The organism is Shewanella sp. SM21 (assembly GCF_025654335.1).
In the GTDB taxonomy this organism is placed as follows: domain Bacteria; phylum Pseudomonadota; class Gammaproteobacteria; order Enterobacterales; family Shewanellaceae; genus Shewanella; species Shewanella oncorhynchi.
Map to the genome: position 1 here is coordinate 370,082 of NZ_JAKKRL010000002.1, position 25,262 is coordinate 395,343.

Sequence of the window (25,262 nt, forward strand, 5' to 3'; positions counted from 1 at the left end):
CTTAATCACCAAATAGTTCAACGTCGCCGCCCGAAGGTAAATTACGAACCCGTAAACGGTACTCACTTTCCCTGTCAAGAATTGTACTGTTATGCATGGATTTAATTTTGCGGACTTTCACTTTTCCCGAATGGGGGAAAAAATACACTTTGCGCGGATATACATCGAGTAAATCGGCAGCAACGATAGGGATATTTTCAAGATTGAGATATTCAATCACAAACTCAGCATTACGCTCACCAATGTTATGCACAGTAAAGCTGCGTAACATATTGCCGCCCCCAAACACCTTAGCTTCGAGTGAATTGCGCTGTGCGCCAAGCTTGAGCAAGTCGTTGATTAACAACTCCATGGCATACACGCCGTAACGGGCAGAATCGGCGAGCACCCCAGTACAATTGCTATTGTCACTTGGCAATAAAAAGTGATTCATTCCGCCAATTTTGAGCTTAGGATCATACAAGCACACTGAGACGCAGGAACCTAATACTGTCACTATCATGGTATCTTCACGGGTCGCAAAATACTCGCCGGGTAATATTTTTACCGCATCGCAACCAAAATGATGATCGTGATAGCGATTCGGCTCTGCAATAGCATATTCGATATTAGGTTTTAGCACTCATGAGCCCCTTCACTGGCCGATAGGTTGTTTGACCAACGGCAGTGATGATTTGCGGGAACATATTAAAATTTTCCGAATGTCCCGCAATATAAAGCCCATCCTCGCTAAGGGAGTTCATCATGTGTTTTAATATGACTTCCTGCGTTTCTTTATCGAAATAAATCATTACATTACGGCAAAAAATCACATCGATTGGCGTTTTTAGCGGCCAAAATGAATCGAGTAAATTGATGCGGGTAAACTTGAGCATCTGCTTTAATTCGGGCACCACGCGCACATTGCCCAACAGTGAACCGCGTCCGCGGTGAAAAAACCGTTTCTTACGGATATCGCTGACTGTATCGATCCTGTCTAAGGGATAAATGCCCATTTCAGCCTTTTTAAGCACGCCGCTGTCGATATCGGAAGCAATGATCTCGATAGGCGTTTTAAAACTGTTGAAATGTTCAGCGACGACAATCGCAATCGAGTAAGGTTCTTCCCCTGTGCTACTGGCAGCACACCAGATCCTGCGGGTATCAGGGTTATCGATTAAATACTGTTTTAACACCTCAAAGTGATGCGGTTCCCTGAAAAATGCCGTTTGATTCGTGGTTAACGCATTGATAAATTCTTGGTGTTCGTTTTCATGGCTTAGCAGATACTCAAAATAAGCCGAAAATCCGGCTAATTTCAATGTTCTGATCCGCCGCACTAAACGGCTATACACCATAGCATCCTTGCTATCGGCGAGTTTGATCCCCGCTAAGCGGTACAGCGTCGTCCTCGCGGTATTAAAGTGCACCGAGGTATAGGCAAACTCTCGTTCCAATGGTTTGTTTTCACTCAATTAAAATTCTTCCCATTCATCTTGATCTTGCTTCATGGGCTTCATCGCATTGGTTTTAGGTTTCTCTGTCACCCTTGATTTTGCCATAGGTTGAAGCTGCTGTTTGATGGGTTTCATCGCCTTCGCTTTGGGTGCCGCTAATCTCGCGTTGCTGCGTCTTGGGGCTTCATCTTCGTCGTCCACGCGAAAACTGGCGACACTGTCTGAGAGTTGCTGCGCTTGGGATTGCATGCTTTCCGCTGCGGCGGCCGCTTCTTCAACCAATGCCGCATTTTGTTGCGTCATTTCATCCATTTGCACTACGGCTTTGCTGATCTCATCGATACCGATGGCCTGCTCATTAGAGGCTGAGGCAATTTCCGCCATGATGTCGTTCACCCGTTTAATGGCGATGACGATTTCCTTCATGGTATCGCCGGACTTACCGACAAGGCTGTTGCCACTCTCGATTTTAGACACGGAATCCGAGATCAATGCCTTGATATCTTTAGCGGCATTGGCCGAACGTTGGGCTAAGCTACGCACTTCTGACGCGACCACAGCAAAACCGCGGCCTTGTTCGCCCGCCCGCGCCGCTTCAACCGCAGCATTGAGCGCTAAGATATTGGTCTGGAAAGCAATGCCATCGATAACACCAATAATGTCGGCAATCTTACGCGCCGATTCATTAATCGATGCCATGGTCTGTACAACTTGCTGAATAAGCTCACCACCGTCCACTGCGACTTCAGCCGCTTTAGAGGCTAAGGCATTGGCTTGACTGGCGTTATCCGCATTGAGTTTCACTGTACCTGTGAGTTCCTCCATGCTGGCGGAAGTTTCTTCTAGGCTCGAAGCTTGCTCTTCGGTGCGGCTGGATAAATCAGCATTACCTTGGGCTATTTCTGCCGAAGCGGTATTGATGGTATCCGCGGCTCGTTGAATATCTTGGATCATGAAGGATAACTTTTCAGCAGTTTGATTTGAGTAATTTTTCAAATCATCAAAGGTGCCTTCATAGTCGTTATAAATACGAGTGGTCAAATCACCATCCGCAAGCGCCATCAGCACCCGAGCCACATCTTGCAATCCACGTTCCGAGGTTTCAATTAACGAGTTTAAATTGTTCGCCAGCATTAAAAAGAAACCTTGCTTGCCATCTGTTTCCGCCCTTTGGGAGAAATCACCCGCCGCTGCGGCTGTGACTATGCGGGAAATTTCCTGCTCGGTTTGGACTTCAATGGTGCGGTCGAGCCATTCAACTACAGTGCCTAAGCGCTCACCTTCTTTAGACACTATGGGGCTGGCCGTTAAGCGAAAATGGCAACTCGCGACCTTAATAAGCGATTCATATTTACGGTCTAATTTATCGAGTAAACTTGCTTGGTGAGCAGGATTGCGGTGGAAGATATCCATCGAGCTGCCGAGGATCTTATCTACGGAAAAATGCGGTAAGGCTTGTCTGATCTCACTTTCAGAATGGCGCAACATAGTTTCGACCGAGCGATTCATATAAATGATCGTACGGTTAGCATCGGCTATCATGACGTTGGTACTGGTATTATTGAGCGCTTCGAGGATGCGCTGGGTTGCTCGCTCGGCTTCGATACTTTCGGTGCGATCTATCCACTCAACACCTGTACCTAAATGTTTATTTTCAGCGGTGATAATCGGTGTCAGAATCAACCTAAAGGTACGTTTGCCTATGGTGATTTGCGCGGTATGGGATTGGGTTAGACGCTCTAATAAATTACGCTGATGTGCAGGATTTTTATGGAAAATGTCGATATTACTGCCGATCAGTTTGGCAACCGAGAACTGAGGTAACTCTTTACGAATATCGTCCTCTGCCTCTTGCAGTAAACGGACGACGGCTTTATTCGCATAAATAATATTGCGCTGACTGTCAGCGATCATAAAGCTGTTGCCACTGTTATCAAGTAGCTGAAAATAGCGCTGACGCTCTTCATCCCTTTGCTCACGCGCCTCATCATTGCCAAAAAATTTGAAGATACTCATTATTGTTACTCCTGATCAGTCAGACTATTTGCATCAATTAGACCCAGCTCATCACTGCTGATCAGAGCCTGAATATTTACTAAAATGATCATCTTATCCTCGACCGTGGCTAAGCCTTTGAGGTAGCGGCTATCGAACGCCACCCCAAATTCTGGGGCAGGTAAAATTTCCTCCGCCGACAGCTTAATCACATCGGAGACGGCATCGACCACTATGCCAACAATACGTTCAAACACGTTGAGCATAATAACGATAGTGAACTCGTTATAAGTGGCTGTTCCAACAGCAAATTTCATCCGCAAATCCACTATGGGCACTATGTCACCGCGTAGATTAATCACGCCTTTTATAAAGCTAGGGGCGTTGGCGATTTTAGTGACCGACTCATAGCCGCGGATTTCTTTGACGGACATAATATCGAGGGCATAGTGCTCTTCGCCTAACATAAAGCTTAAAAACTCCACCTCATCATGGGCGTTGTATTCCACTTTGGCGGTCATAGTTGATCGACTCTCCATGGCTATTTCCTTAATTTTTAATGTGCAGAGCGAGTGATTCGACATCGAGAATCAACGCGACGCTGCCATCGCCCATGATGGTGGCGCCGGAAACACCGGGGATCCTACGATAATGTTTTTCAAGACTTTTAATCACCACTTGCTGCTGGCCAACTAAGGCATCAACGCACAGGCCAAAGCGCTTGTGGTTGCTTTCGAGCAATACGACTATGCCCTCTTCTGGGCAGCGGGCATTGGGCTCAATTTCCATCAGCTGATAAAGATTGAGCAGAGGTAAGTACTCTTCACGTACTTTTAAGAGTCTTTCTTTGGCGAGAAATTTAAGTTGTTCCGTTTGCGGCTGAATAGATTCTATGATGTGCACTAAGGGCAGAATGTAGATCTGATTTCCCACAGAAACCGTCATACCATCGACAATGGCGAGCGTGAGTGGCAACTGGATTTCAAAGGTTGAGCCTTGGCCCTCAGTGGACTCAATATCAATGCGTCCGCCTAAGGCTTCAATATTACGGCGCACCACATCCATACCAACACCACGGCCTGACACATCAGTGACTTCCTCCGCAGTTGAAAATCCTGCGGCAAAAATCAATTGCCAAATTTGCTTGTCGCTACTGTTATCAGCCACTTGCAAACCATTTTCCCGCGCCTTTTGAATAATGCGTTCACGATTTAAGCCTGCGCCGTTATCGTGCACAGCGATAACGATATTGCCGCCCCTTTGACTGGCTTTAAGGGATAACACACCTACTTCGGATTTACCCGCTGCGAGCCGTTTTTCAGGTTTTTCGATACCGTGATCTAAACTATTGCGCACTAAGTGAGTCAGCGGATCGACGAGCTTTTCAATCATGCCCTTGTCTATTTCTGTGTTGCCACCTTCAATCACGAGATTGACGTTTTTACCCAGTTGCTCAGAAAGATCCCTCACCAAGCGGTTGAAACGGTTAAACACAAAAGATACCGGCAGCATACGCACCGACATCACAGCTTCTTGCATCTCACGGGTATTACGTTCCAATTCATTGAGTGCGGTCTTGAGTCGCTCACCTAAATCGCCCGTCATCTCGTTACCAATGAGGGTCAACATGGACTGAGTGATCACCAGCTCGCCCGCGAGATTAACCAAAGTATCTATCTTAGAGGTTTCGACCCTTAAGGTGGCATCCTGAGCCGACGCGGCTGATTTTTTAGTCGCTGTTTTCACTTCTGCGGTATTGGGCTTTGGGGCAACAGATGAGTTTGATGTTGCGTTTGAACTCAGTATTGCTGGCGAGCTTGCTTTCACAGAAGGACTCGTAGGCACGGTTGAAATGGGTGCGGTGGACTCAGTCGCTTTGGCTTTAAATAAGGTGTTTTTGGATTGGCTACTTCCAGTTTCCTTGGCTTGATGTGCTCGAGTGGTCGCTGGCTTATAAACCTTCTGCACTAGCGGTTTTGAACTTAATAACTCGATTTCATTAGCGAAGGATTCTGGCGTTAATGCTTCAAAAAAACCAAAGCCTAACTCATCATCGTCAATTGTCACATCACACAGCTCAGCAATACACTCTTTATTATTTGCCACACTGTCAGCGCTGATGTCTTCCGCTTGATAAGCCTCATCAAAAAATCCAAAGTCTTCACCTTCGATGGCAATATCACGTGCCATTTCATCTTCAAAAAATCCAAAACCCAGATCTTCTGCCTCCACTGGTGCGGTCAGTGTTGCATTTATGATGGGAGTGCTAGCGGCGTCGGTACCATTACGTATCGCAACTGATGAACTAAAAGGCTCACCATTTAACGCTGCAACCAACTGGCTTTTACTGTATTCGACCTCCTGCCAATCAATCTGCTCTTCTTCGCGGTACAAGCTCAAGATATGGGATAAAGTGTCCACAGTACTCAGTAGTAAATCGATAATGGATGACGTTAATTGGAAGTTACCCTTACGCGTTTTATCCAGCAGGTTTTCCATCACATGGGTGACACTGGTTAATGCAGTAAAACCAAAAATACCACTGCCGCCTTTTATAGAATGTGCAGCACGGAAAATGGTGTTCAGTTCTTCAGGATCGGGAGAAGCAAGGTCCAATGCCAATAGCAATTGTTCCATATTTTCAAGATGTTCATGACTTTCTTCAAAAAAGACCTGATGGAACTCGGCCATATTGATGGACATAGCGCACCCCGTTGCAGTTAACCCAGCACTTTAGCCGTAATAGCCAACAACTTTTGAGGATCAAAGGGTTTTACCATCCATCCCGTCGCACCCGCGGCTTTCCCTTGGGCTTTCATATCATCGCCCGCTTCCGTGGTGAGCATAATGATCGGCGTACGCATAAATGCCGACATAGCACGTAAGGATTTAATTAAGGTCAGCCCATCCATTCGAGGCATGTTTTGGTCTGTCAGAATGAAGTCAAATCTCTGCCCATTACAGATATCGAGGGCTTCTCGACCATCTTTGGCCAGTACCACTTGATAATTAGCTGATTTAAGGGTCGCTTCGACCATTTGTCGAATCGCTGCGGAATCATCAACAATTAATATTCTTTTACTCATGCGCTATTCCATTATGACTTTAGTTATATTCCCTGGCGGTACTAATTCGTATGTCTTAGATAATGTTTTCACCAGCGATAGACCGCGCCCAGACAACTGAGGAATGTCCGCCATCAAATTTTCATCACCCTCAAAGCCTTTGCCACTGTCAGCCACGCTAATATGTAATTCATCCTGCGATGAACGCCAGATGATGCTCACTTTTACCCAATCATTTTCCGTGAGCCTATCTGCAAAACTGTCCCTAATACTATGGTACAGTTCGAAGCCTTCTGGATCATTTTTTAGTCGAGAATCTAATTTTAGTACACCATGATCAATAGCGTTGCTAAATAACTCTGCGACAACAGTAAAAACCCGTTGACAGAAATTGGTCGCAAATCCCAATATACTGAGAAACTGATTCAATGAACTTAAATAATCAGCGCTGAGTAACATAGGCCCTGCAATACTGACATCCCAGCAGAACTCACCATCCATAATGGCTTTAATACGACTAACATCACGATCTTGATGCCAAGTGTTTAATCGTTCAAAATCTAAGGTACAAATAGTGATGTCATCAGCAATATTTTCAGCAGAACAGTACTCATGCATATTGTTCTCTAAATATTTGACTAGACCACCTGACAAATGAATAAATAGATCTTTTAATTTATCAATGCCAAATGGATTGCCATCATGGGTATATTGCTCTATTAAACCATCACTAAAAAGGCAAGCATGCCCATGGGATGGTAAATCAACCGTAACAATATCCGCTATAAAATTATGCGGAGGTAAAATACCAAGGGCCATATTTGTCGATTTAAATTTATCGATGGATTGATTACTGACTGAACGAGAATGGTCAGTTTCTTTAATATTGTGGTTTGTTAAACAGTCAACTCCACCAGTTTTAATATATACGGGGGGCATACCACCATTCCAAATGTGTAATTTATTACGATTAAAATCGGCTTCTAAAATAATACAGGCAACAAATCTGTCTTCAGGGTTTTCTCGGTGGAGCTTAGCATTCAGTTCATAAATAAAAGTAACTAAAGAAAATCCCTTTGAAACCATGGCCCTAAATGTACTGGCAACACGCATGATGGGCATGGCGGCACTCAGGCCATGACCCGTTGAATCGGCGAGAATTAAGAAGAAATTGCCATTAGGCGCTATGCCATTGAGGATAATATCACCGCTAAAATTAGCACTGGCTTGGCAGTAAGTATGTACAAAATCAAAGTCAGTATTATCAATATTGACTAAGTGCTCAAATAAATGCCGGGCCATGTGTTCTTCTCTGGCCTTTTCATAAAGCATTTTTTCAAGTTCAATTCTTTGATGCTCTACTTTATGCTGAAGTTGCACCCGGGTAAGTAAACATTCAACCTTATACCAAAATATTTCAACATTTATCGGTTTAACAACAAAATCCAAAACCCCCATTCTAAAACAGGCTAACACGGATTGATTTTCTTTTGTCTCGCTCATGACTATAACAGGTGTTTCTTTTTTATCCTTATTTAACTTGTCCAGTAACGCCAGTGCGGTACCATCCTTTAACCAATAGTTAATCAAAATTAAATCAACCGTATTTTGCGTTATTTCAAATAAACCTTCTTCTAGATCACTACAAACAATGACGTTGTACCCTTTGCTATGAATAAAATCACTGATCCTTTGACTCGCAATAGCGTCATCATCGATAACTAAAATAAAATGTTCCGGCTGAGTAAGCGATACCATAATGAGTGTTACTCTATGATGTAGATTTTCTGCATATTGGCAATACTAAGGATTTCATTCGCCTGACCATGTGCACCTTTTACAGACGTAGAAATATGTAACTCCAGCGCCTTACGATGCAGCAGTACCATCATGCCTAAAGCAGAACTATCGAGGTAAAGCACTCGACTAAAATCTAAAATAATATGGTTAACCTCTGGAAGCGTTAAAATATCTTGATAATCACTGGTGAATTTCTTGTGGTAATAAAAGTCAAAGCGCTCTGGCAATGAAATAACTTTAATATTTGACATTTTGTTATCCCTAATTAAAAGAGTTCAATTTCACCACAGGTAATTTGATCCCTTGAAACGGGATTATGAGTCTCCTGACGTCGGCGACTCATTTGTATTGTGATGTCATCCCCCTTAATGCCAAACTCCTGTTGTGACATAGTGGTGACACGATTGAGCGATTCTTTTAAATGGTTTAGGGACTGATTTGTGTAAATCAGGCTTTGGGAAGTAATATCACTGAACTGCAATCCCCGAATAGTATCCGAGATGGCTTGTTCTAGTTCATGTGCCGATGAATCGATACGTTCAATCACTTGAGAATCCTTCTCTGCTTTAACGATAATCTGCCTTAGTGCAGTATCTATATCCTTTTTGGCATCAATAATATAAGTCATATCTTGGGCGGCGACTTTACTCACGTGTACGGTTAATTGCTCAATCTGAATTTGAATTGATTTAAGCTGTTTTTGTATGCTTTCACTAAAACCTGCGCTACGAGTGGATAAAGCGCGCACTTCATCTGCCACAACGGCAAAGCCTCTACCCGCATCACCCGCCCGCGCCGCTTCAATTGCCGCATTTAAAGCGAGCAAATTAGTCTGGGACGAGATTTGATCTATGTCTTGCAAGGCTTTCATTGCTTGAGGCATAGACTCGTAGATGAGATTCACTTTTTCCAACAACTCCATAGTTGATGCCGACATTTCTATGGTGGATTGAATAAAGCGCTCTAACGTCATTGAGGTATTGTTGGCAAATTGCTTCATTTGATCTGAATGGAATAACTCAGCATCATCAGTGCTCTTAACGAGATCTGAAATAAATCCTGTCTGCTCCGTCATTAACCGCCCTAAACCATCGAATGACTCACCGAGCAAATTGACTGCGTCACCTTGCACCGCTAGCACACTATCAATGTTAGCCTCGCAGCCGTTAAGTGTCGTGATTGACTCTTGATACAGATTGATATGGGCTTGCCAATCCGCGGCAAGTTGGTTGTTGAAGGACTTATCATCATGCTGTTGAACTGATTGCATTTGCTTGTGCTGATAAAATTGCCACAGCAACATAATCAACACGGAAATAATCGGCCCCATAGCCCAGAATGTCATTAAGCTAAGCAGATATCCAATGCCTGCCGCACTCACTGCAACGACCCCATCCTTGTATGTCATATCTATTTCACAATAATTGTACAGTGATTAAAAAGTAGTTTCATATTGGGTGATTTTCAAACACGAAAGTGAAATTATTCACATTGTTACGTGTCGCAATGCGGAAAATGCAGTTATCGCGATAGAAATCCCCAGCATTGAGCGCTAATTCTCAGTAAATTGCCGTAAATTCATGATTTGCTAATAAACTTGTCTTAATGGAACCCGAAACTTAACTGTGCAGTCCTCATACCCTAGGTTACACTGGAAGCGTCATGAATTGGGATGGGATCGCTTATGAGTCAACGTACATTAAACTCCTTATTTAAACCGACTTCCGTTGCCATTATCGGCGCTTCGAATACCGAAAAACGCGCGGGTAATGTGCTGATGAAAAACCTACTATCGAGTGGTTTTTCGGGGCCTATCATGCCAGTCACCCCTAAGTATCGGGCAGTGATGGGCGTGCTCGCCTATCCCAATATTGAAGCCTTACCCATCAAACCCGATTTAGCGGTTATTTGTACCCGCGCTTGCCGTGTGCCCGCCATCGTTGAAACCCTTGCGCAATTTGGCTGTAAGGTGGCCATTATTATGGCAGCGGGAATGGCACAGGAATCTAACGAAGATGGCGTGAGCCTGCTCGACCTTGCCATGCAAAATGCTAAGCGTTACGGGATGCGCATTCTGGGGCCAAATAGCTTAGGAATGCTATTACCCCCATTGGGATTAAACGCCAGCTTAGCCCACGCCAGCGCCCTACCGGGCAAAATAGCCTTTGTGTCTCAATCGGCAGCTATTTGTACAACGGTACTCGATTGGGCTAATAACAAAGGTATTGGCTTTTCCTCCTTTATCTCCCTCGGTGATGCCACCGACATTAACTTTGACGAACTGCTCGATTACCTTGGCCGCGATAGCCGCACCAGCGCCATCATGCTTTATATCGACTCGGTGAATGAGAAGCGCCATTTCCTCTCGGCTGCTCGAGCCGCTTCACGCAATAAGCCAATTCTAGTGATTAAATCGGGCCGCAGCGCCGAAGGTGCCCGCGCCGCAAAATTGCATACGGGCGGTGTTGGCGGTAACGATGCAGTGTATGAAGCGGCGTTTCGCCGTGCAGGTATGTTGCGGGTTAACGATTTAATTGAACTGTTTGCCGCGGTTGAAAGTTTAGCGCATTCCAATCCGCTGCAAGGTGAGCGCTTAGGGATTATCAGTAATGGTGGCGGTCCTGCCGTATTAGCTGTGGATGAACTCATTATGCGCGGCGGTAAACTGGCGGAGTTATCAGAAGATACCATAGCAAAATTAGAAGCTGTGTTACCGAATACTTGGTCAAGGCAAAATCCCATCGATATTATTGGTGATGCGAACGCGTCACGATATGCTAAAGCCTTGACTATCTTGATGGATTCCAATGAACTTGACGCTATTTTGGTCTTGCACTCCCCTTCAGCACTCGGTGAAAGTGTTGAGATTGCTGATACTTTGGTGAGTGTGATCCACGCGCATCCCAAAAAGAATCGTCTCAATATTTTGACGAACTGGAGCGGTGAAGACTCGGCTTATCAGGCACGAAAACGCTTCACTAAGGGCGGTATATCTACCTACCGTACACCCGAAGGTGCTGTGGGTGCCTTTATGCACATGGTTGAATACCGTCGTAACCAAAAACTGCTGCAAGAAGTGCCGCAATCGATCCCCGATAATATTCCGACAGATAGCCTCACGGCGCGCAAATTACTGCAAGCGGCTCAAGCTAAAGGAAAATCGGTACTGGAAACCCATGAGGCCAGCCCTATTTTGCGTGCTTATGGACTTAACACCATAGACACTTGGTTTGTGAAAGATGCCGATGAAGCGGTGGCCATTGCGAATGAAGCGGGCTATCCCTTAGCGTTAAAAGTGCAATCCCCTAACATCTTGCATAAGTCCGATGTGCACGGAGTGATGCTCAATTTAACCTCGGCTGAAGATATCCGCCACGCCGCGAATGCGATTACCCAGAGGGTGCATCAAGCCAATCCCGAAGCGATCATTGAAGGCATGATAGTGCAGAAAATGGCGTTGACCGCTGGCGCACAGGAAATCCGCGTGGCCGTGATAAGCGATCCCGTCTTTGGTCCGGCGATTTGCCTTGGCGAAGGTGGCTCAGAATGGGACCCCACCAATGATGCTGCCGTTGCCCTGCCACCCCTGAATATGGCACTGGCGCGTTATATGGTGATCCAAGCGTTAAAGACCCATAAGTTAAAGGACAGACATTTACCACTGGGTCTAGACATGAATGCCCTGTGCGTTATGTTAACGCAAATATCCCATATTATTATCGATTGCCCTGAAATCGCCTCGTTAGATTTAAACCCAGTACTGGCCGCGGGTGAAAACATCACTCTGCTCGATGTGAATATCCGTTTGCATGATGCCAATGCCGACAGTTCATCGCGGATGGCCATCATGCCCTATCCGAAGGAATTAGAAGAATTCGCCGAGCTTAAAAATGGCCTTAAGGTAATGCTAAGGCCGATTTTGCCCGAAGATGAACCTAAACATTTGGCCTTCGATAATTCGTTATCCGATGAAGACAGATACAAACGTTATTTTGGGGTGCGATCGAAAATGACCCATGAAGAAATGGCGGTATTAACTCAAATCGATTACGCCCGTGAAATGGCCTTTATCGCCACGGCTAAGGGACCCGATGGCGATGACATCACTTTAGGTGCCGTGCGTGCATCTATTGACCCTGATAATACCGAGGCCGAGTTTGCCATGGCGGTGCGTGGCGATCATCAAGGTATAGGGTTAGGCAAATTGTTACTCGAAAAATTGATCAAATATTATCAGGCCAACGACACGCCCGTGCTCACCGGCTTTACCATGTTTGAGAATCGCAATATGGCCAGTCTTGCCAAAAGTCTCGGTTTTAAAGTGACCTTCGATATGGAGGAACATTTGATCAAAATGCACATGGATTTAAAACCGCCCAGTGATCAATAGCACCTACCCAGACGAACAAAAACGCCGCAAATCATTGCGGCGTTTTGTTATCCTAAGTAAATGATTATTTAATGAAATAGCGACCGAGCTAATACTTAACGCCTTGAAACATCGACACTCGTACCCACATTCTCAGCCTCTAACACAGTTACGGCCTTCGGACTTAGCTTGGTACAGTGCTTTATCGGCGCGACTAAACAGCGTTTCAGCATCATCCCCCTGTTGCAATGAGGCCATCCCAATCGAGACAGTAATCGCGCCAAGGGAAAGTTTTTTGTCTTTCCCTACCGTTAAGCGCCGCTCAGAAATACGTTCACGCAGATTTTCAGCCACTTGCAATGCGTCGTGAAAATGGGTGTTAGGTAGCACCACCACAAATTCTTCGCCGCCATAACGCGCAACAAAGTCATCCCCACGCACACATTGCTTTAAGGCTAATGCGACATAGGCCAATACTTTATCACCCGTTAAATGACCATAGGTGTCGTTAAAGGCTTTAAAATTATCGATATCAATCAGTAAGAGACTACAGCGGGTCTGGTGATCTTGTGAACGGTAGATTTGATCCTGAATACTCAATTCATAGGCGCGGCGATTATGCAGAGACGTTAATTGGTCTGTCATCGCCGCGAGGCTAAGATTTTCCATTTCAGATTTAAGATTTTGCACTTCTTGACCCATGGTACACAGACTTTGCTCCATCTCACGGTTGTTGATAAGTAGCATCTGCATCTCATCGACCACACCATCAACCAGCTCGTTCAAGGTATTGATATCGGGATTAGTTTGTAATCGCAAACCAAACTCGGCTAATGAGCCAGAAAATGCCGCGGTTCCTTGACTCAACTGGCTGATTTTATTCAACAGGCTATTGATCAAGATTTGTGTTTCAATCTGAACATTTTCAATCACTTCTGGTGACTGTTCTTGGATAAAGGTTTTATAAAGACTGGTATTAACTTCCTTGGTAAAAGAGACAGAATTCGCCAAAAAACCATCAATCGCGCGATTTAAATCGAGATTTGTGCCTGCAAAATATTCATACCAAACAGTGTAATTTTCAGGAGTAACAGGAATATCGAGGGCAGACATTTGCGGCACGGCCAAACGCAAAATTTGCGCGGCAGAATCAAGTTCTTTATTTTCTGCAGTAGAAGACATAAATCGCGAACCATAGATTTGTTATGTTTTTGTATACATTAAGTTAACTCAACTAATTCGATTTGGATATGGGAGAAATCAATTATTATGACAGGGAGCAAAAGAAAAGAGGATGTTGCCATCCTCTTCCTCATCACGGTACCGAACCAACTAGAACGAGCTAAACCTCGCGACAATTAAGTCCACAATTAACCGCGGCAGCGAGCAAAGATATCTAATTCAGGCTGATATACCTCAGTTTTGATATTCATTAGTCCCAATAGACTATCGAATAAATTGTCATGGGAGAAACCACCTTTCGCCGCATGCTCAGCCAAACAATCCATATCCAATTGATTATCTCTGCTAAAATCTTTTGACACCCAAGCAAGCATAGGAATGCTCGTCTGCTCAATCGGTGCGATACTGTAAGGCGCGCCATGTAAATACATGCCTTTTTCGCCTAAAGACTCGCCATGATCGCTCAGATACAACATGGCTGGATCAAATTTATCTTGTTGGTTTTCTAACTTTTTAACCACTTCGCTAATAATATAGTCAGTGTACAAAATACTATTGTCATAGGTATTCATCAGCTCATCTTCACTGCAGTTTTGTATATCACTGCGCTGACAATCCGGTGTGAACTTACGGTGTTCTGCTGGATAACGTAAGAAATAAGTCGGGCCATGACTACCAATAACATGCAATACAATCACAGTATCTTTGCGTTCTGCGTTGGCTAAGGCTTCATCTAATTTGTTCAGTAACACTTGATCGAAACAATATTGGCCAGTGCACAACTGAGGATCACTGTTCAAATCAATGGTTATGTTTTCAACTTGGTCACACACCCCTTTACAGCCAGAATCATTGTCAAACCACTGCACTTTAATACCACCATGATCCAACACATCAACGGCGGTGTCTTGAGCATAGGCACGGCGTGAATCGTAATCTTCCCGTCCCATGCGAGAAAACATGCAAGGCAAAGATACCGCCGTTGCCGTGCCACATGAATGGGTATCTTTAAAGACTATTAATCCTTGGTCTTGGGTATGGGCGTTGGTTGGCTTGTCGTAGCCATAATACTGATAACTCATTGAACGCGCGGTTTCCCCCACGACTAGGACTAATAAATTCGGTTTACCATTTGAGTTGGCACTGACATTTTTTGCATCGAGGCCAAGTTGCTGATATTCCATTGGCGTTTGCAAATACTGCACATTGATGTACTTAGACACAGCACCGATAAAATACGTCGGCACGATGTAACGTTTTAGCTCGTCGTTGTTACGGCCAAAGGCCGCATAATCTTGAAAATAGAAGAAAGCAATAATGCCCAGTCCTGCCAACATCGCCAGCATAAAAAGCACTTTATGCAGTAGTTCTTTTAGGAAAGGCTTGTACTGAATATCCGCTTTATAGATAAGGTACGCGGGTAAAATTCCCGTCAGTAACATATTCATTATTGAAGCGAAATTCACATACATGAACGCTTCGGCATGATTGGTTTGAAAAGTGTTTTCTATCATGCCGTAATCGAAGACGACATTGTATTGGTAGGCAGCGAAGAACACACTCGATGATAACAAGGTGAGTAAGATGAAAAACGGTTTAACGAGATACTTCACCGTAAATAAGGAAAATACAAAACTGAGTGCAAAGGTTAAAAACAACGGCACTGTAGCGATGAAGATAGGATCGACATCAGGTTGTTTTTCAATGCCTTTCTTAATGATGCCAAACAATGGGATATTGAAAATACAGACGTAAAATAACGCTGTGATAAAAGTGAATCGATTCACCGATAGAGTCTTAAATCTTGCTAACACTGATAGCTCTCACTCAAATTAGTTGTTTGTCGAGAATAACTTAGTATTCTTAAGGTAGTCTTAGCCTTTGACAGTGAAATTTTTTCGCAATAGTAGCAAGCTCTCGGCAATGGCTCAAATTATCTGTGGGTATTGTTAACATTAAATAATAAACTTAAAAAAACGGCCGAACCTCAATAAGTTCGACCGTTTTCTGCTCCCCAACCTATTAGGGTCTTGCTCGGTTTTACCAGTGAAGAGTTAACAATTCATGCTAACCCAGCGGTAATTATCTTAATTGCTGTAATAAGTAGGCAAACGCCATTGAATTAAGTTCCGCGGCTTGATTATTATCTGCAGCGCCGGCGTGGCCACCTTCAATATTTTCGTAGTACAAAACATCAATTCCCATGTCTTTCATCTTAGCAACCATCTTACGGGCGTGACCTGGGTGAACCCTATCATCACGGGTCGATGTGGTGAAAAAGACCTTTGGATAATGCACGTCTTTATGCAGATTATGGTACGGAGAGTAAGTTTTAATGTAAGCCCATTCCTCAGGAATATCCGGATTACCGTATTCCCCCATCCAGCTGGCACCGGCGAGTAACTTATTGAATCTAAACATGTCAAGTAAAGGCACTTGGCACACGACAGCGTTGTACAGATCCGGTCTGCGGGTAAATGCCGCTCCCATTAACAGGCCACCGTTACTGCCACCTTGGATGCCTAAATGTTTACTTGATGTAATTTTACGGGCAATCAAATCTTCCGCTATTGCCTCGAAATCCTCATAGGCTTTATGTCGATTTTGCTTTAACGCCGCTTGATGCCAAGCTGGGCCATATTCGCCACCGCCACGAATGTTAGATAACACATATACGCCGCCCTGCTCTAACCAATTCTTACCAATGGTGGCCGAATAGGATGGACGCAGTGAGACTTCAAACCCACCATAGCCATAAAGTAGCGTAGGATTAGTGCCATCTAACTTAAGATCCTTAGCCATCACCACAAAATACGGTACTTTAGTGCCATCTTTAGACGTCGCAAAGTATTGCTCAGTTTTAAACTTATCCGCAGCAAACTGTTGCGGCATACCTTTAATTTTCTTCGGATTTAAGGTTTTTGCATTAACCGTATAGAGGCTTGAAGGCTCAAGAAAACTGGTGTAATTCACGAAAAAATCATCACTGTCTTGCTCAACGTCCATTACCGTCAGGGCGCCATTCGCTTCGAATGGGACTTGGGTGCTTTGCCAAGCGCCCTTTTCGTCTTGCTCATACCGTACTAATTTGCTTTTCACGTTATCGAGCCAATTCACGAAAATCGCACTCTTACTAAAACTAAGCTGCGCTATCGATGCGGTCTGAGTCGGGCTCACAAATAAACTGAATTTGGCTTTTTGGGCGATAAGATCCGCCACATCGGCATATACGACCGCGCCTTGCTTAAAATTACCGTCTTTATTGGTTAAATCGCTCTTTAACTCAATAAATAACTTATCTTTAAAATAACCTTTAATCTCAGCATCTTGAGGTAATGGCAACCCTATGAGTTTGCCATCTTGATAGACATATTGGCTGGCGGTATAAAAAGTATGTGCCTCGGTGACTAAACTCAGCGGCGTTTTATCATCGAATAAAACCCAGCCTGATACTGCGACTGAGGTTTTGTCACCAGTGAAAATCGGTTTCGCTTGCTCGAGTGCTGTACCACGTTGCCAGAGTTTCACCTCCCGTGGATAACCTGAGTCAGTCATGCTTTGACCATCACCAAAATCAGTACCGACAAAGGCGTGGTCTTTATCTATCCAGCTCAGACTTGATTTGGCTTCTTTCAAAAAGAATGGCTTATCTTTGGTGGCAACAAAGGATTTAGTATTTAAATTAAATTCTCGCACTTCCACCGCATCGGCACCGCCGCGGGAAAGTGAGACAAAACAGCGCTCATTTTCGGGATATTGACAGCTAATATCCTTAAATACCCAATTGACGGCTTCGGCTTTACCTAAGGCATCGATATCAAGCACGGTTTCCCATTTGGGATCGGGTTTAGCATATTCTTCCATGGTAGTACGGCGGTAAATACCGCGCACATGGGTGTCATCCTTCCAAAAGTTGTATAACTTGTCGCCAATGTGGGTCGCGTAGGGAATGCGTTCTTTATCGTTCAGGATGGCGAGACTGTTCGCCACTAAGCTATCAAAACCTTTAAACGCTTTAATTTCGGCGGCAGATGCAGCATTTTGGGTTTTCACCCATTCCATCGGCTTTGCGCCTTCAACATCTTCTAACCAAATGTATTTATCTTCTTCTGCGTGAAGTTGACCGCTCATACCGAGCACTCCTGCAATGCACCAAGGCAGTAATTTATTATTCATTCTATTCCTTTTAAACAAAGTCCATCTTGAGATCTGCCCTTACATTACCTTAATTAATATCCAGTTCAACTATTAATCCAACAAGAATGTAACAAAAGGTAAGGTACTGTAATAGCAGATGATTAATCTAGAATGAATCGCGTTTTTAAAAATGTCATGCTATAAAAAAGCGTCCACGAGGGACGCTTTTTAGTGGATGAAATAGGGTAAATTAAAACTCGTTATTCATACGAGACAACAAATTGAGCAGTACGATTCGTTCCTCACTGCTCATTTTAGCGGTGAGATCTGTGGTGAGTTGTAGATGTAATGCATCATGTTCGAGGAACAAAGTTTGGCCTTTTTCGGTTAACTCCACCAGAATCGAACGACGATCGGTTTCATGGGGACGACGTACAACCCACTCAGCTTCTACCATTTTATCGATTTGAACCGTTAGTGTGCCCGTTGTGACACCAATTTTATCCGCCAGTTCTTTCATCCTCATAGCGCCGTGCACGCCAAGTAACTCAATGGTGTGCACCTGCGATAGGCTAAAACCTTTGTCACGTACAATGGCGTGTTCCCAAGACGACAGCTTTTCATAAAATTCAATAATCACATGATTTAATGCATGATCTGTTGAATGTGCGGCCGTTGAATGAGCAGTCGTTGAATTCAGGTTTGATGAATGATGATGTTCAACAGTCATTTAGGCTTCCTTAACCATACACTCGCGCTGACGACAAGTATGGAGTTCAATAGTGATATGAGCCAATTCAGGAAATTGTGACAGTAACTGATTAAAATAACTGACATCTTTCGGTGAATGGGACACGATAGACACCATAATAGCATGGTGATCGGCACTCACTCGCCAAAGATGTAAATCGGCCACTTGATGATCCGGTACGGCCTCAAGAGTTTCCACGACCTTACGCTGCAATGACGCTTTAACACCACCGTCAAGTAAGATAGGACTTGTTTGCTGAATGAGTCCCCATGACCAACGGCTAATAATCACAGCACCCACTATACCCATAACCGGATCGAGCCAAGTCAGTCCCATGTATTTACCAAACAACAAGGCCGCAATGGCGAGCACTGACGTTAACGCATCGGCTAATACGTGAAAATAGGCGGCGCGTAGGTTGTGATCATGACCACCGTGTGCCTTCTGACTCTCATGCTCAGCAGCATGGTGCTCCTGTTTATGATGGCAATGGCTATGATCTTGATGACTTTCATCGTGTACATGTGAGTCATCATGTGTATGTGGACCCGCACCATGTGAATGAGCCGTATGGACGTGATCGTCATGAGAGGAGTGTGCTTCGCAGCTGTGATGAGCATGCTCGTCTTCATGATCATCTTGATGTCCATGATCGTGACTATGACCATGAGTGTGCCCATGGTCGTGGGTATGGTGATCTTTGAGTAAAAATACACTCAGCACATTAACGCTCAAACCTATGACAGCCACAAATATGGCTTCGTTAAAATGGATTTGCTCAGGGTTAATCAGTCGCATTCCCGATTCAATTAACATCACCAGTGCCACAAGTCCTAGCGCTATTGCGCTGGTATAACCGCCAAGCACACTCACTTTGCCAGTACCGAAAGCAAATGCAGGATCGTTAGCATGTTTACGGGCATACGAATAGGCGAATAACGTGATCATAAAGGCCGCGGCATGGGTTCCCATGTGCCAACCGTCGGCGAGCAGTGCCATAGAACCGTAAATGGTTCCGGCAGCAATTTCAGCCACCATAGTGATCACGGTTAAATACAGTACATAGCGAGTGTTCTTCTCGCCATCGCGGTTCTGACTGGAAAACTCATGGGCGTGCTGCCACTGGGCGAGTGAGTGCCCTTGGCTGCTTCCCGTAGTAGCTTGATGCCCTGTCGCTTGCTCGGCTGTCATTGATTTCATTGTATGGCCCCTGTTCCATTTCTATCGCTATTAATGGTGAAAAACTCGTCGCTTGAATTATAGTTTGAAAATAAAAATATATGAAGATCAAATTAACTATTTATCAAGATATACTGTTTTCAAACTTTTAAACGTGTATTTGAATCCCCATAATGCATCTGCCCTCCTGCCATCAGTCGAGACACTGATATGTGAATTAAGATAGGCAGCTAGACTAGGCAAAGGATATCAGGCAAGGTTTAATGGATTAGCGCTTGATTTATGAGTAAAAACAGCTCACATAGCTGAGTTAGATTGGCTTTATTATAGCCTTATGCAGTTATAGACAGACACAGCTGTGGCTTTTCAGTGCAAGTTGAAATCCAAGTTTTAAGGTTTTTATCTAGGCTATTTCGTATATTTTTCGCATGATATGAGTCATAAAACAGCCACAGCAAAGAATTGAAATAGCTGCGAACTTAACAAAATAAGTCATTGGAAAGTGTAATCAACCCTTATTATTCAGATTGATAAAGATTATTTGAATAAAAAATCGATTTTTTATTGAATAATTTAACCCTTTTTTACCTCTGCTGCGTTTATAGGGAGCAGAACACAGACAAATTTATCGACATCAATTCAGTTCGATTAGGAGAAATAAAATGAAATTGAAGACCTTATTTAGCGTTAGCGCTGTTCCCCTTGCATTTGCACTATTGTCATTCAATGCCGTGGCGGTGAGCCCACCACATCCAACAGGGTTAAATGCGCCTATGATCAGTATTCAACGTTTCGATCCAAAAGATTACAGCGCGCAGGAAGCCACTAAGATGTTCCCTGCTCCGGCAGCAGGTATGGTGCAGCACATTTTGAGTTTACCTAAATTAGAAAACGAAGATGACTACATGGTCGAAATCCAAATTGGTCAGACTCAAATGGTTGATTGCAATAAGCATGGATTAAACGGGGAGTTGAAGGAACTGACAGTACAAGGTTGGGGTTATAACTACTATCAAGTGGATGAAATCGCTGAAGGCCCAAGCACTATGATGGCCTGTTTCGAATTGGCGAAGAAAGAAGCTTTTGTACGTATTCCAGCTGAGCTAAAAATGCGCTACGACAGTCGCTTGCCTAAGGTGTTTTATCTACCAGAAGGCGCTGAACTGCGTTTCAGAACTTGGAAAGTAGATTCAACCTATCAATATTCCAAGTAAATAGCCGAATTTAACTCTTGCGTCATCAATCAAATGCGCTTCGAGTCTTTGCTGATTGATAAAAGCAAAGACTCGAAGCGCATTAACTAGAATCGTTTAATTCTAACGACTTGCATAATTTCTATTTCAAAACCTGCCACAGTTTCTGTCTCTGGGTAATAGATGACATTGATCTTTTGTCCTTGCAGATTACGATACTTTTTGACCCGTCTAAATTTAAACGGCACGTCACAATCTTCAATCATAACAGTATGTTGTATCCACTCCGCTTTTTCCCTTTGCATATGCGAAACCACAGTCACACCTTCAGAGTGAACCAAATGTTCATGGGTGGCTAACATCTTTTTTACGGCCTTATTCATGTTCAACTCTTTTATCATCTAGTTGCGACAACAGTGACTCAACTTTCTGTTTAATTTCAGCATATCTCAATTTTTCACAGCGGCCGAAGCCACTTAACTTACGCACTTGAAAACGACTCACCAAAGGAACCGACATGCCAGCGAGGCAACGACAATAGGTATCGAGTGACAAAATCTCAATGCCTTTAGCCGTTAAATGATGTTTCAACTCACGCAAATCAGCCAATATCTGCTGATCTGTCGGCCAAGTTGGTTCCGTCGAATAGCGCAACTTAGCAAGATTGCCGCGGCAAACACTGCAATGACCGCAGACCGCTGGCGTCTCATTATCATTAAAATAACGGGATAAATTGTGGCTTAAGCACGTCTCAAGTTCAAAAAAGCGGACTAACTGCGCGATTCGCGCAATTTCTTTCTGCTCTTTATCGATAAAATAATGGTACAGCTCATCGATGAGTTCCGGACGCGCTAATGCGGCAACATCCACCCGATACACATCAGTAATTCGTTTAGTTTCTAATTCAATGAAATGATGTTCAGCTAAATATTCCAGCGCGGCTAACACGCGGCTGCGTTCATGGCCCGTCGCACTGTACAAGGCATCAAAATCTAACGCGCCCCATATTTTCTTCATCTGCGTATGATTAAAAATTTGCGTCAAAAACGCCTGCCGCTCTGGATTAAAGCGGCTCAGAATGACATGTTTATCCACTAAAAATTTGTAATTAACATCGGTGTGGTAAGCAAATAACGGCTTAACCACACCTAGAATCTCTAGCTGTACAAGTAACGTTTTTAACGGCAACTGGCGAATATTACTCGCCGTCGACACGCCATTAAGCTGACATTCCCACTGACCAGAATCTTGTTCAAGTCGAATAGCTTCAATGACTTGCGCTATACCTTCTCGCTCAGGCGTATCGCCATACACAAAATTTTCAACGGTATTGAGTCCGTCAAGATTGGCTAAAGTCACACAATGGGATAAGGCACCATCACGCCCTGCTCTGCCGATTTCTTGACTGTAGTTTTCAATGGATTTAGGCAAATCATAGTGGATCACAAAACGGATATTGCTCTTATCTATTCCCATACCAAAGGCGATGGTAGCAACCACCACTTGCAGCTTATCCTGCATAAAATCATTTTGAATTTGTTGACGTTTTTCATCTTCAAATCCAGCATGATAGGCACTGGCGACTATGCCTTGTTGGCTCAAGAGTCGTGCGACTATTTCGGCGGTTTGCTGTAACGTCACATACACAATACCAGCACCTGAGAATGATGTTATCTGGTTAACCAGTAAGGCATTTTTCTCTTGAGTCGACACGGGCAGAACAGTCAAATCTAAATTGGGTCGATAAAATCCTGTTTGTACTATGTGTTCGGGCGCGATATCGAAGCGCTTGGCCATATCCAGTTTCACTTTACGTGTCGCAGTGGCCGTTAGTAACAATACCAGCGGGATCTCAAGCTCGCGCCGATAATCAGGTAATTTAAGATAATCAGGCCGAAAATTGTGACCCCATTCTGAAATACAATGTGCCTCATCTACGACCAGCATAGACAACGGAACCGATTGAATAAACTGCCTAAAGCGTTCATTTTTGAAACGTTCCACCGACACCATTAAAATTTTCAGTTTGCCAGAGCGCGCATCTGTCATCACTTGCTGACTCTGCTCGGCGCTTAAGGTTGAATCTATGCTGGCCGCATGAATTCCCTTAGATTGTAAAAATTCCAGCTGATCTTTCATCAAGGCGAGTAAAGGCGAAATCACTAAACTCAAATGGGGTAACTGCAATGCTGTAAATTGATAACAAAGGGATTTACCAGAACCCGTCGGGAAAATCGCTAAACTCGACTTCCCTGCTAAAAGTTGTGTTATCGTTTGTGCTTGGCCTGGGCGAAATTCAGAAAAATCGAAATCCTGCTGCAATAAACTAACGTATGGATTGGTTTCCGGAATGGGATTTAACATCAACCGTCCTTTACACTTATCCTTACCACCCACAAAATTCGGGCATACCGCAAGAAAAAGATTCAGCATTAAGTGAGTCGACTAGTCTAGCAAATTTTGACGTACTTTACGGAGTTAATTAGCAACAACTGAGTTTTCAAGCCAACTTAACTGCTTATCAGGAGCGTAATTATAGGTGCAGATTTCATTGCAACACGATGATTAATATATAATTAATTTAATTTTTTAGTCAGCAATTAAATATGAAAATAAAACCGATTTGTAAAAATTCGATCCGATATCTTCTATGAAAAAACAAGACATCAGATGAATCTCAGCAAAAAATACATCTCCGATAAATTGAGCATTTAAGGTTTTCTAGCAAGATATAGATTGATCAGCGACGTCAGTTTGTCCTGAAATCTTTCTTCAAAACCATCAATGTCACGCCCTATAGAGACTAAATATTTAGTTGCCTGCTCACGCGAAAGCAGCTTATTTGCAAGACTATATTGCATCTCTTCTAAGGTTTTATCATATCTTGGGATCAACACCCAAGTGCCGACATCGACGTCAAAATGTTGCATCGCTTTCTGGGCTAAAGCACAAAAAGCCTCAATATGATCTACGCCATCAGGTCCGAGACAGCCAGGTTCAATTCGGCATAAAACCGCAATTTTCCTATCGTTTGCAATACTTAAACTCATCTCTAATGCCCCACGTTATCTAGTCGTAAACATAAGATCTTAACAGTAATTCTACGTGTCTGCACAGATAAGTCACGGCTAACTTACCCTTATTAGATAATCCATTTTAGGCAATAGAACAACTGTAAAATCATATTCTTCAAAACATAGAGCCGCGTTTTTTTGTTCTATTCATCAACAATATCGTCTACAACATCCTCATCAGTATGCTGTAAAACATTAAGCGAAATATTTTCATTATGCTCTGACAATAGGGTATCAATGGCTTGGTCAAAACTGTCTAACTTTTGAGTTGCCATATAACGTTTTAACCTCAAAATAATATCCCTGCTCAGCTCAATATGAGACTTTTTTTGTCGTTTTTTTATTTGAGATAATTCTTTGCGAACCATACGCCAGCCAAAATCAGTAAAATACTGATTGAGCATTTTGTTTACATTAGTAAGCTCGTTGTCGATCCGCAGTACCTTTTTGCGTAATCGGACTAATTCATTTAGTTGTGTCACCAACTTAGTATAGAAAACCGTTTGTAACTCAGCGTCACAAAACCAATCCGGTTTAGATGCCACAGCTTCAGGATTGATAAGGCGATAAATTAAGGGTAAGGCAAAAATTAATTCTGCTTCCTCAAGCAATAATAATTTTCTCCCTGCTGTTGGTTTGTCTTGTTGATATATCCAGGCTTGCGGTTCCATAAATACGTTTCTTTAGCTAAGCATGCGTTTAATGCGGATGAAATAAATGGGACCTCATGCTAGTACAAATCGATAAGTATTAATATATGGTTCAACCATTTTATTGACTGGGAATCGATCCCTTATGCTTCATTTTGCCTTTGGCAGAAATAGCTCAACTCATAACAGGCTAAGAACCCGATAAGCGGTTGTCGTTATTAGCTTAAATTTCACCCAACACGCAAGCCTAGTTTAGCGGCATTCCATTCAAGAAAGCCAATAAAATGGTTAAACCATTCTTTAAAATTATGCATCTGTGACTAACTAAGTTCGAAACCACTGCATAGAGAAAGTACGAATTTCATACTATCATTGCCTTTAATTTTATATCCGCTTAATTAATCGCCATTGTTAGAATAGGTTTATCTTGG

20 protein-coding genes are annotated in these 25,262 nt (G+C 43.5%); 2 read left to right on the plus strand and 18 right to left on the minus strand.

Annotated features, from left to right (window positions below; genetic code table 11):
* Position 1: 1 nt before the first annotated feature.
* The 9 genes from cheD to L5L94_RS03815 are packed head-to-tail and all read right to left on the minus strand — an operon-like array spanning position 2 to position 9,704.
* Positions 2-622 (minus strand): chemoreceptor glutamine deamidase CheD, encoded by a 621-nt coding sequence (gene cheD / locus L5L94_RS03775; protein ID WP_105252529.1) that lies wholly within the window; start codon positions 620-622, stop codon positions 2-4.
* The gene (locus tag L5L94_RS03780) at positions 609-1,454 is read right to left on the minus strand and encodes a CheR family methyltransferase (RefSeq protein ID WP_263161255.1); all 846 of its coding nucleotides are present in this window, start codon (positions 1,452-1,454) and stop codon (positions 609-611) included. The genes cheD and L5L94_RS03780 overlap by 14 nt, the downstream gene beginning before the upstream one ends.
* Positions 1,455-3,452 (minus strand): methyl-accepting chemotaxis protein, encoded by a 1,998-nt coding sequence (locus L5L94_RS03785; protein WP_263161258.1) that lies wholly within the window; start codon positions 3,450-3,452, stop codon positions 1,455-1,457.
* A gap of 5 nt (positions 3,453-3,457) precedes the next feature.
* The gene (locus tag L5L94_RS03790; RefSeq protein ID WP_049821692.1) at positions 3,458-3,970 is read right to left on the minus strand and encodes a chemotaxis protein CheW; all 513 of its coding nucleotides are present in this window, start codon (positions 3,968-3,970) and stop codon (positions 3,458-3,460) included.
* Between the two features lie 10 nt (positions 3,971-3,980).
* Positions 3,981-6,134: a chemotaxis protein CheA gene (locus L5L94_RS03795; RefSeq protein WP_263161261.1), complete on the minus strand. Its 2,154-nt coding sequence runs from the start codon at positions 6,132-6,134 to the stop codon at positions 3,981-3,983.
* A 17-nt stretch (positions 6,135-6,151) separates the two neighbouring features.
* On the minus strand, positions 6,152-6,517 hold the full coding sequence (locus L5L94_RS03800; RefSeq protein WP_028759902.1) for a response regulator: 366 nt from the start codon (positions 6,515-6,517) through the stop codon (positions 6,152-6,154).
* 3 nt (positions 6,518-6,520) lie between these two features.
* Complete coding sequence (locus L5L94_RS03805; RefSeq protein WP_263161264.1) at positions 6,521-8,254, minus strand: SpoIIE family protein phosphatase; 1,734 nt, start codon at positions 8,252-8,254, stop codon at positions 6,521-6,523.
* Positions 8,255-8,262: 8 nt separating this feature from the next.
* Positions 8,263-8,547 carry an STAS domain-containing protein gene (locus L5L94_RS03810; RefSeq protein WP_263161267.1) on the minus strand — a complete coding sequence of 95 codons (285 nt, stop codon included), beginning with the start codon at positions 8,545-8,547 and terminating at the stop codon, positions 8,263-8,265.
* A 14-nt stretch (positions 8,548-8,561) separates the two neighbouring features.
* Positions 8,562-9,704: a methyl-accepting chemotaxis protein gene (locus L5L94_RS03815; protein WP_263161270.1), complete on the minus strand. Its 1,143-nt coding sequence runs from the start codon at positions 9,702-9,704 to the stop codon at positions 8,562-8,564.
* A gap of 276 nt (positions 9,705-9,980) precedes the next feature.
* Here L5L94_RS03815 and L5L94_RS03820 point away from each other — a divergent pair, with 276 nt between their 5' ends.
* Complete coding sequence (locus L5L94_RS03820) at positions 9,981-12,686, plus strand: acetate--CoA ligase family protein (RefSeq protein WP_263161273.1); 2,706 nt, start codon at positions 9,981-9,983, stop codon at positions 12,684-12,686.
* A gap of 132 nt (positions 12,687-12,818) precedes the next feature.
* Here L5L94_RS03820 and L5L94_RS03825 read toward each other — a convergent pair whose 3' ends face one another.
* The 5 genes from L5L94_RS03825 to L5L94_RS03845 form a co-directional block, all read right to left on the minus strand.
* The gene (locus L5L94_RS03825; protein WP_028759897.1) at positions 12,819-13,847 is read right to left on the minus strand and encodes a GGDEF domain-containing protein; all 1,029 of its coding nucleotides are present in this window, start codon (positions 13,845-13,847) and stop codon (positions 12,819-12,821) included.
* 188 nt (positions 13,848-14,035) lie between these two features.
* A complete protein-coding gene (locus L5L94_RS03830) occupies positions 14,036-15,661 on the minus strand; it encodes a phosphoethanolamine transferase (RefSeq protein WP_263161275.1) in 1,626 nt (541 codons plus the stop codon).
* A gap of 268 nt (positions 15,662-15,929) precedes the next feature.
* Positions 15,930-18,023, minus strand: coding sequence for a prolyl oligopeptidase family serine peptidase (locus tag L5L94_RS03835; protein WP_263161277.1), 2,094 nt, complete (start codon positions 18,021-18,023; stop codon positions 15,930-15,932).
* Between the two features lie 211 nt (positions 18,024-18,234).
* Positions 18,235-18,714 (minus strand): MarR family winged helix-turn-helix transcriptional regulator, encoded by a 480-nt coding sequence (locus L5L94_RS03840; RefSeq protein ID WP_028759894.1) that lies wholly within the window; start codon positions 18,712-18,714, stop codon positions 18,235-18,237.
* Positions 18,715-19,935, minus strand: coding sequence for a cation diffusion facilitator family transporter (locus L5L94_RS03845; RefSeq protein WP_263161279.1), 1,221 nt, complete (start codon positions 19,933-19,935; stop codon positions 18,715-18,717).
* Positions 19,936-20,576: 641 nt separating this feature from the next.
* Here L5L94_RS03845 and eco point away from each other — a divergent pair.
* Positions 20,577-21,128, plus strand: coding sequence for a serine protease inhibitor ecotin (eco, locus tag L5L94_RS03850; protein ID WP_263161281.1), 552 nt, complete (start codon positions 20,577-20,579; stop codon positions 21,126-21,128).
* 86 nt (positions 21,129-21,214) lie between these two features.
* On the opposite strand, the gene L5L94_RS03855 is transcribed toward eco, so the two are convergent.
* The 4 genes from L5L94_RS03855 to L5L94_RS03870 form a co-directional block, all read right to left on the minus strand.
* Positions 21,215-21,490: a hypothetical protein gene (locus tag L5L94_RS03855; protein ID WP_028759892.1), complete on the minus strand. Its 276-nt coding sequence runs from the start codon at positions 21,488-21,490 to the stop codon at positions 21,215-21,217.
* Positions 21,483-23,471, minus strand: coding sequence for an ATP-dependent DNA helicase RecQ (locus L5L94_RS03860; RefSeq protein ID WP_263161283.1), 1,989 nt, complete (start codon positions 23,469-23,471; stop codon positions 21,483-21,485). The genes L5L94_RS03855 and L5L94_RS03860 overlap by 8 nt, the downstream gene beginning before the upstream one ends.
* Before the next feature lie 347 nt (positions 23,472-23,818).
* Positions 23,819-24,157, minus strand: coding sequence for a hypothetical protein (locus tag L5L94_RS03865; protein WP_105252539.1), 339 nt, complete (start codon positions 24,155-24,157; stop codon positions 23,819-23,821).
* Positions 24,158-24,324: 167 nt separating this feature from the next.
* A complete protein-coding gene (locus tag L5L94_RS03870) occupies positions 24,325-24,852 on the minus strand; it encodes a hypothetical protein (RefSeq protein ID WP_263161285.1) in 528 nt (175 codons plus the stop codon).
* Positions 24,853-25,262 lie beyond the last annotated feature (410 nt).

Coding starts and splice junctions, on each gene's coding strand:
- L5L94_RS03785 (WP_263161258.1), bottom strand. CDS start 3,452: ATGAGTATCTTCAAATTTTTTGGCAATGATGAGGCGCGTGAGCAAAGG.
- L5L94_RS03790 (WP_049821692.1), bottom strand. CDS start 3,970: ATGGAGAGTCGATCAACTATGACCGCCAAAGTGGAATACAACGCCCAT.
- L5L94_RS03795 (WP_263161261.1), bottom strand. CDS start 6,134: ATGTCCATCAATATGGCCGAGTTCCATCAGGTCTTTTTTGAAGAAAGT.
- L5L94_RS03800 (WP_028759902.1), bottom strand. CDS start 6,517: ATGAGTAAAAGAATATTAATTGTTGATGATTCCGCAGCGATTCGACAA.
- L5L94_RS03805 (WP_263161264.1), bottom strand. CDS start 8,254: ATGGTATCGCTTACTCAGCCGGAACATTTTATTTTAGTTATCGATGAT.
- L5L94_RS03810 (WP_263161267.1), bottom strand. CDS start 8,547: ATGTCAAATATTAAAGTTATTTCATTGCCAGAGCGCTTTGACTTTTAT.
- L5L94_RS03815 (WP_263161270.1), bottom strand. CDS start 9,704: ATGACATACAAGGATGGGGTCGTTGCAGTGAGTGCGGCAGGCATTGGA.
- L5L94_RS03820 (WP_263161273.1), top strand. CDS start 9,981: ATGAGTCAACGTACATTAAACTCCTTATTTAAACCGACTTCCGTTGCC.
- L5L94_RS03825 (WP_028759897.1), bottom strand. CDS start 13,847: ATGTCTTCTACTGCAGAAAATAAAGAACTTGATTCTGCCGCGCAAATT.
- L5L94_RS03835 (WP_263161277.1), bottom strand. CDS start 18,023: ATGAATAATAAATTACTGCCTTGGTGCATTGCAGGAGTGCTCGGTATG.
- L5L94_RS03840 (WP_028759894.1), bottom strand. CDS start 18,714: ATGACTGTTGAACATCATCATTCATCAAACCTGAATTCAACGACTGCT.
- L5L94_RS03845 (WP_263161279.1), bottom strand. CDS start 19,935: ATGAAATCAATGACAGCCGAGCAAGCGACAGGGCATCAAGCTACTACG.
- eco (WP_263161281.1), top strand. CDS start 20,577: ATGAAATTGAAGACCTTATTTAGCGTTAGCGCTGTTCCCCTTGCATTT.
- L5L94_RS03855 (WP_028759892.1), bottom strand. CDS start 21,490: ATGAATAAGGCCGTAAAAAAGATGTTAGCCACCCATGAACATTTGGTT.
- L5L94_RS03860 (WP_263161283.1), bottom strand. CDS start 23,471: ATGTTAAATCCCATTCCGGAAACCAATCCATACGTTAGTTTATTGCAG.
- L5L94_RS03865 (WP_105252539.1), bottom strand. CDS start 24,157: ATGAGTTTAAGTATTGCAAACGATAGGAAAATTGCGGTTTTATGCCGA.
- L5L94_RS03870 (WP_263161285.1), bottom strand. CDS start 24,852: ATGGAACCGCAAGCCTGGATATATCAACAAGACAAACCAACAGCAGGG.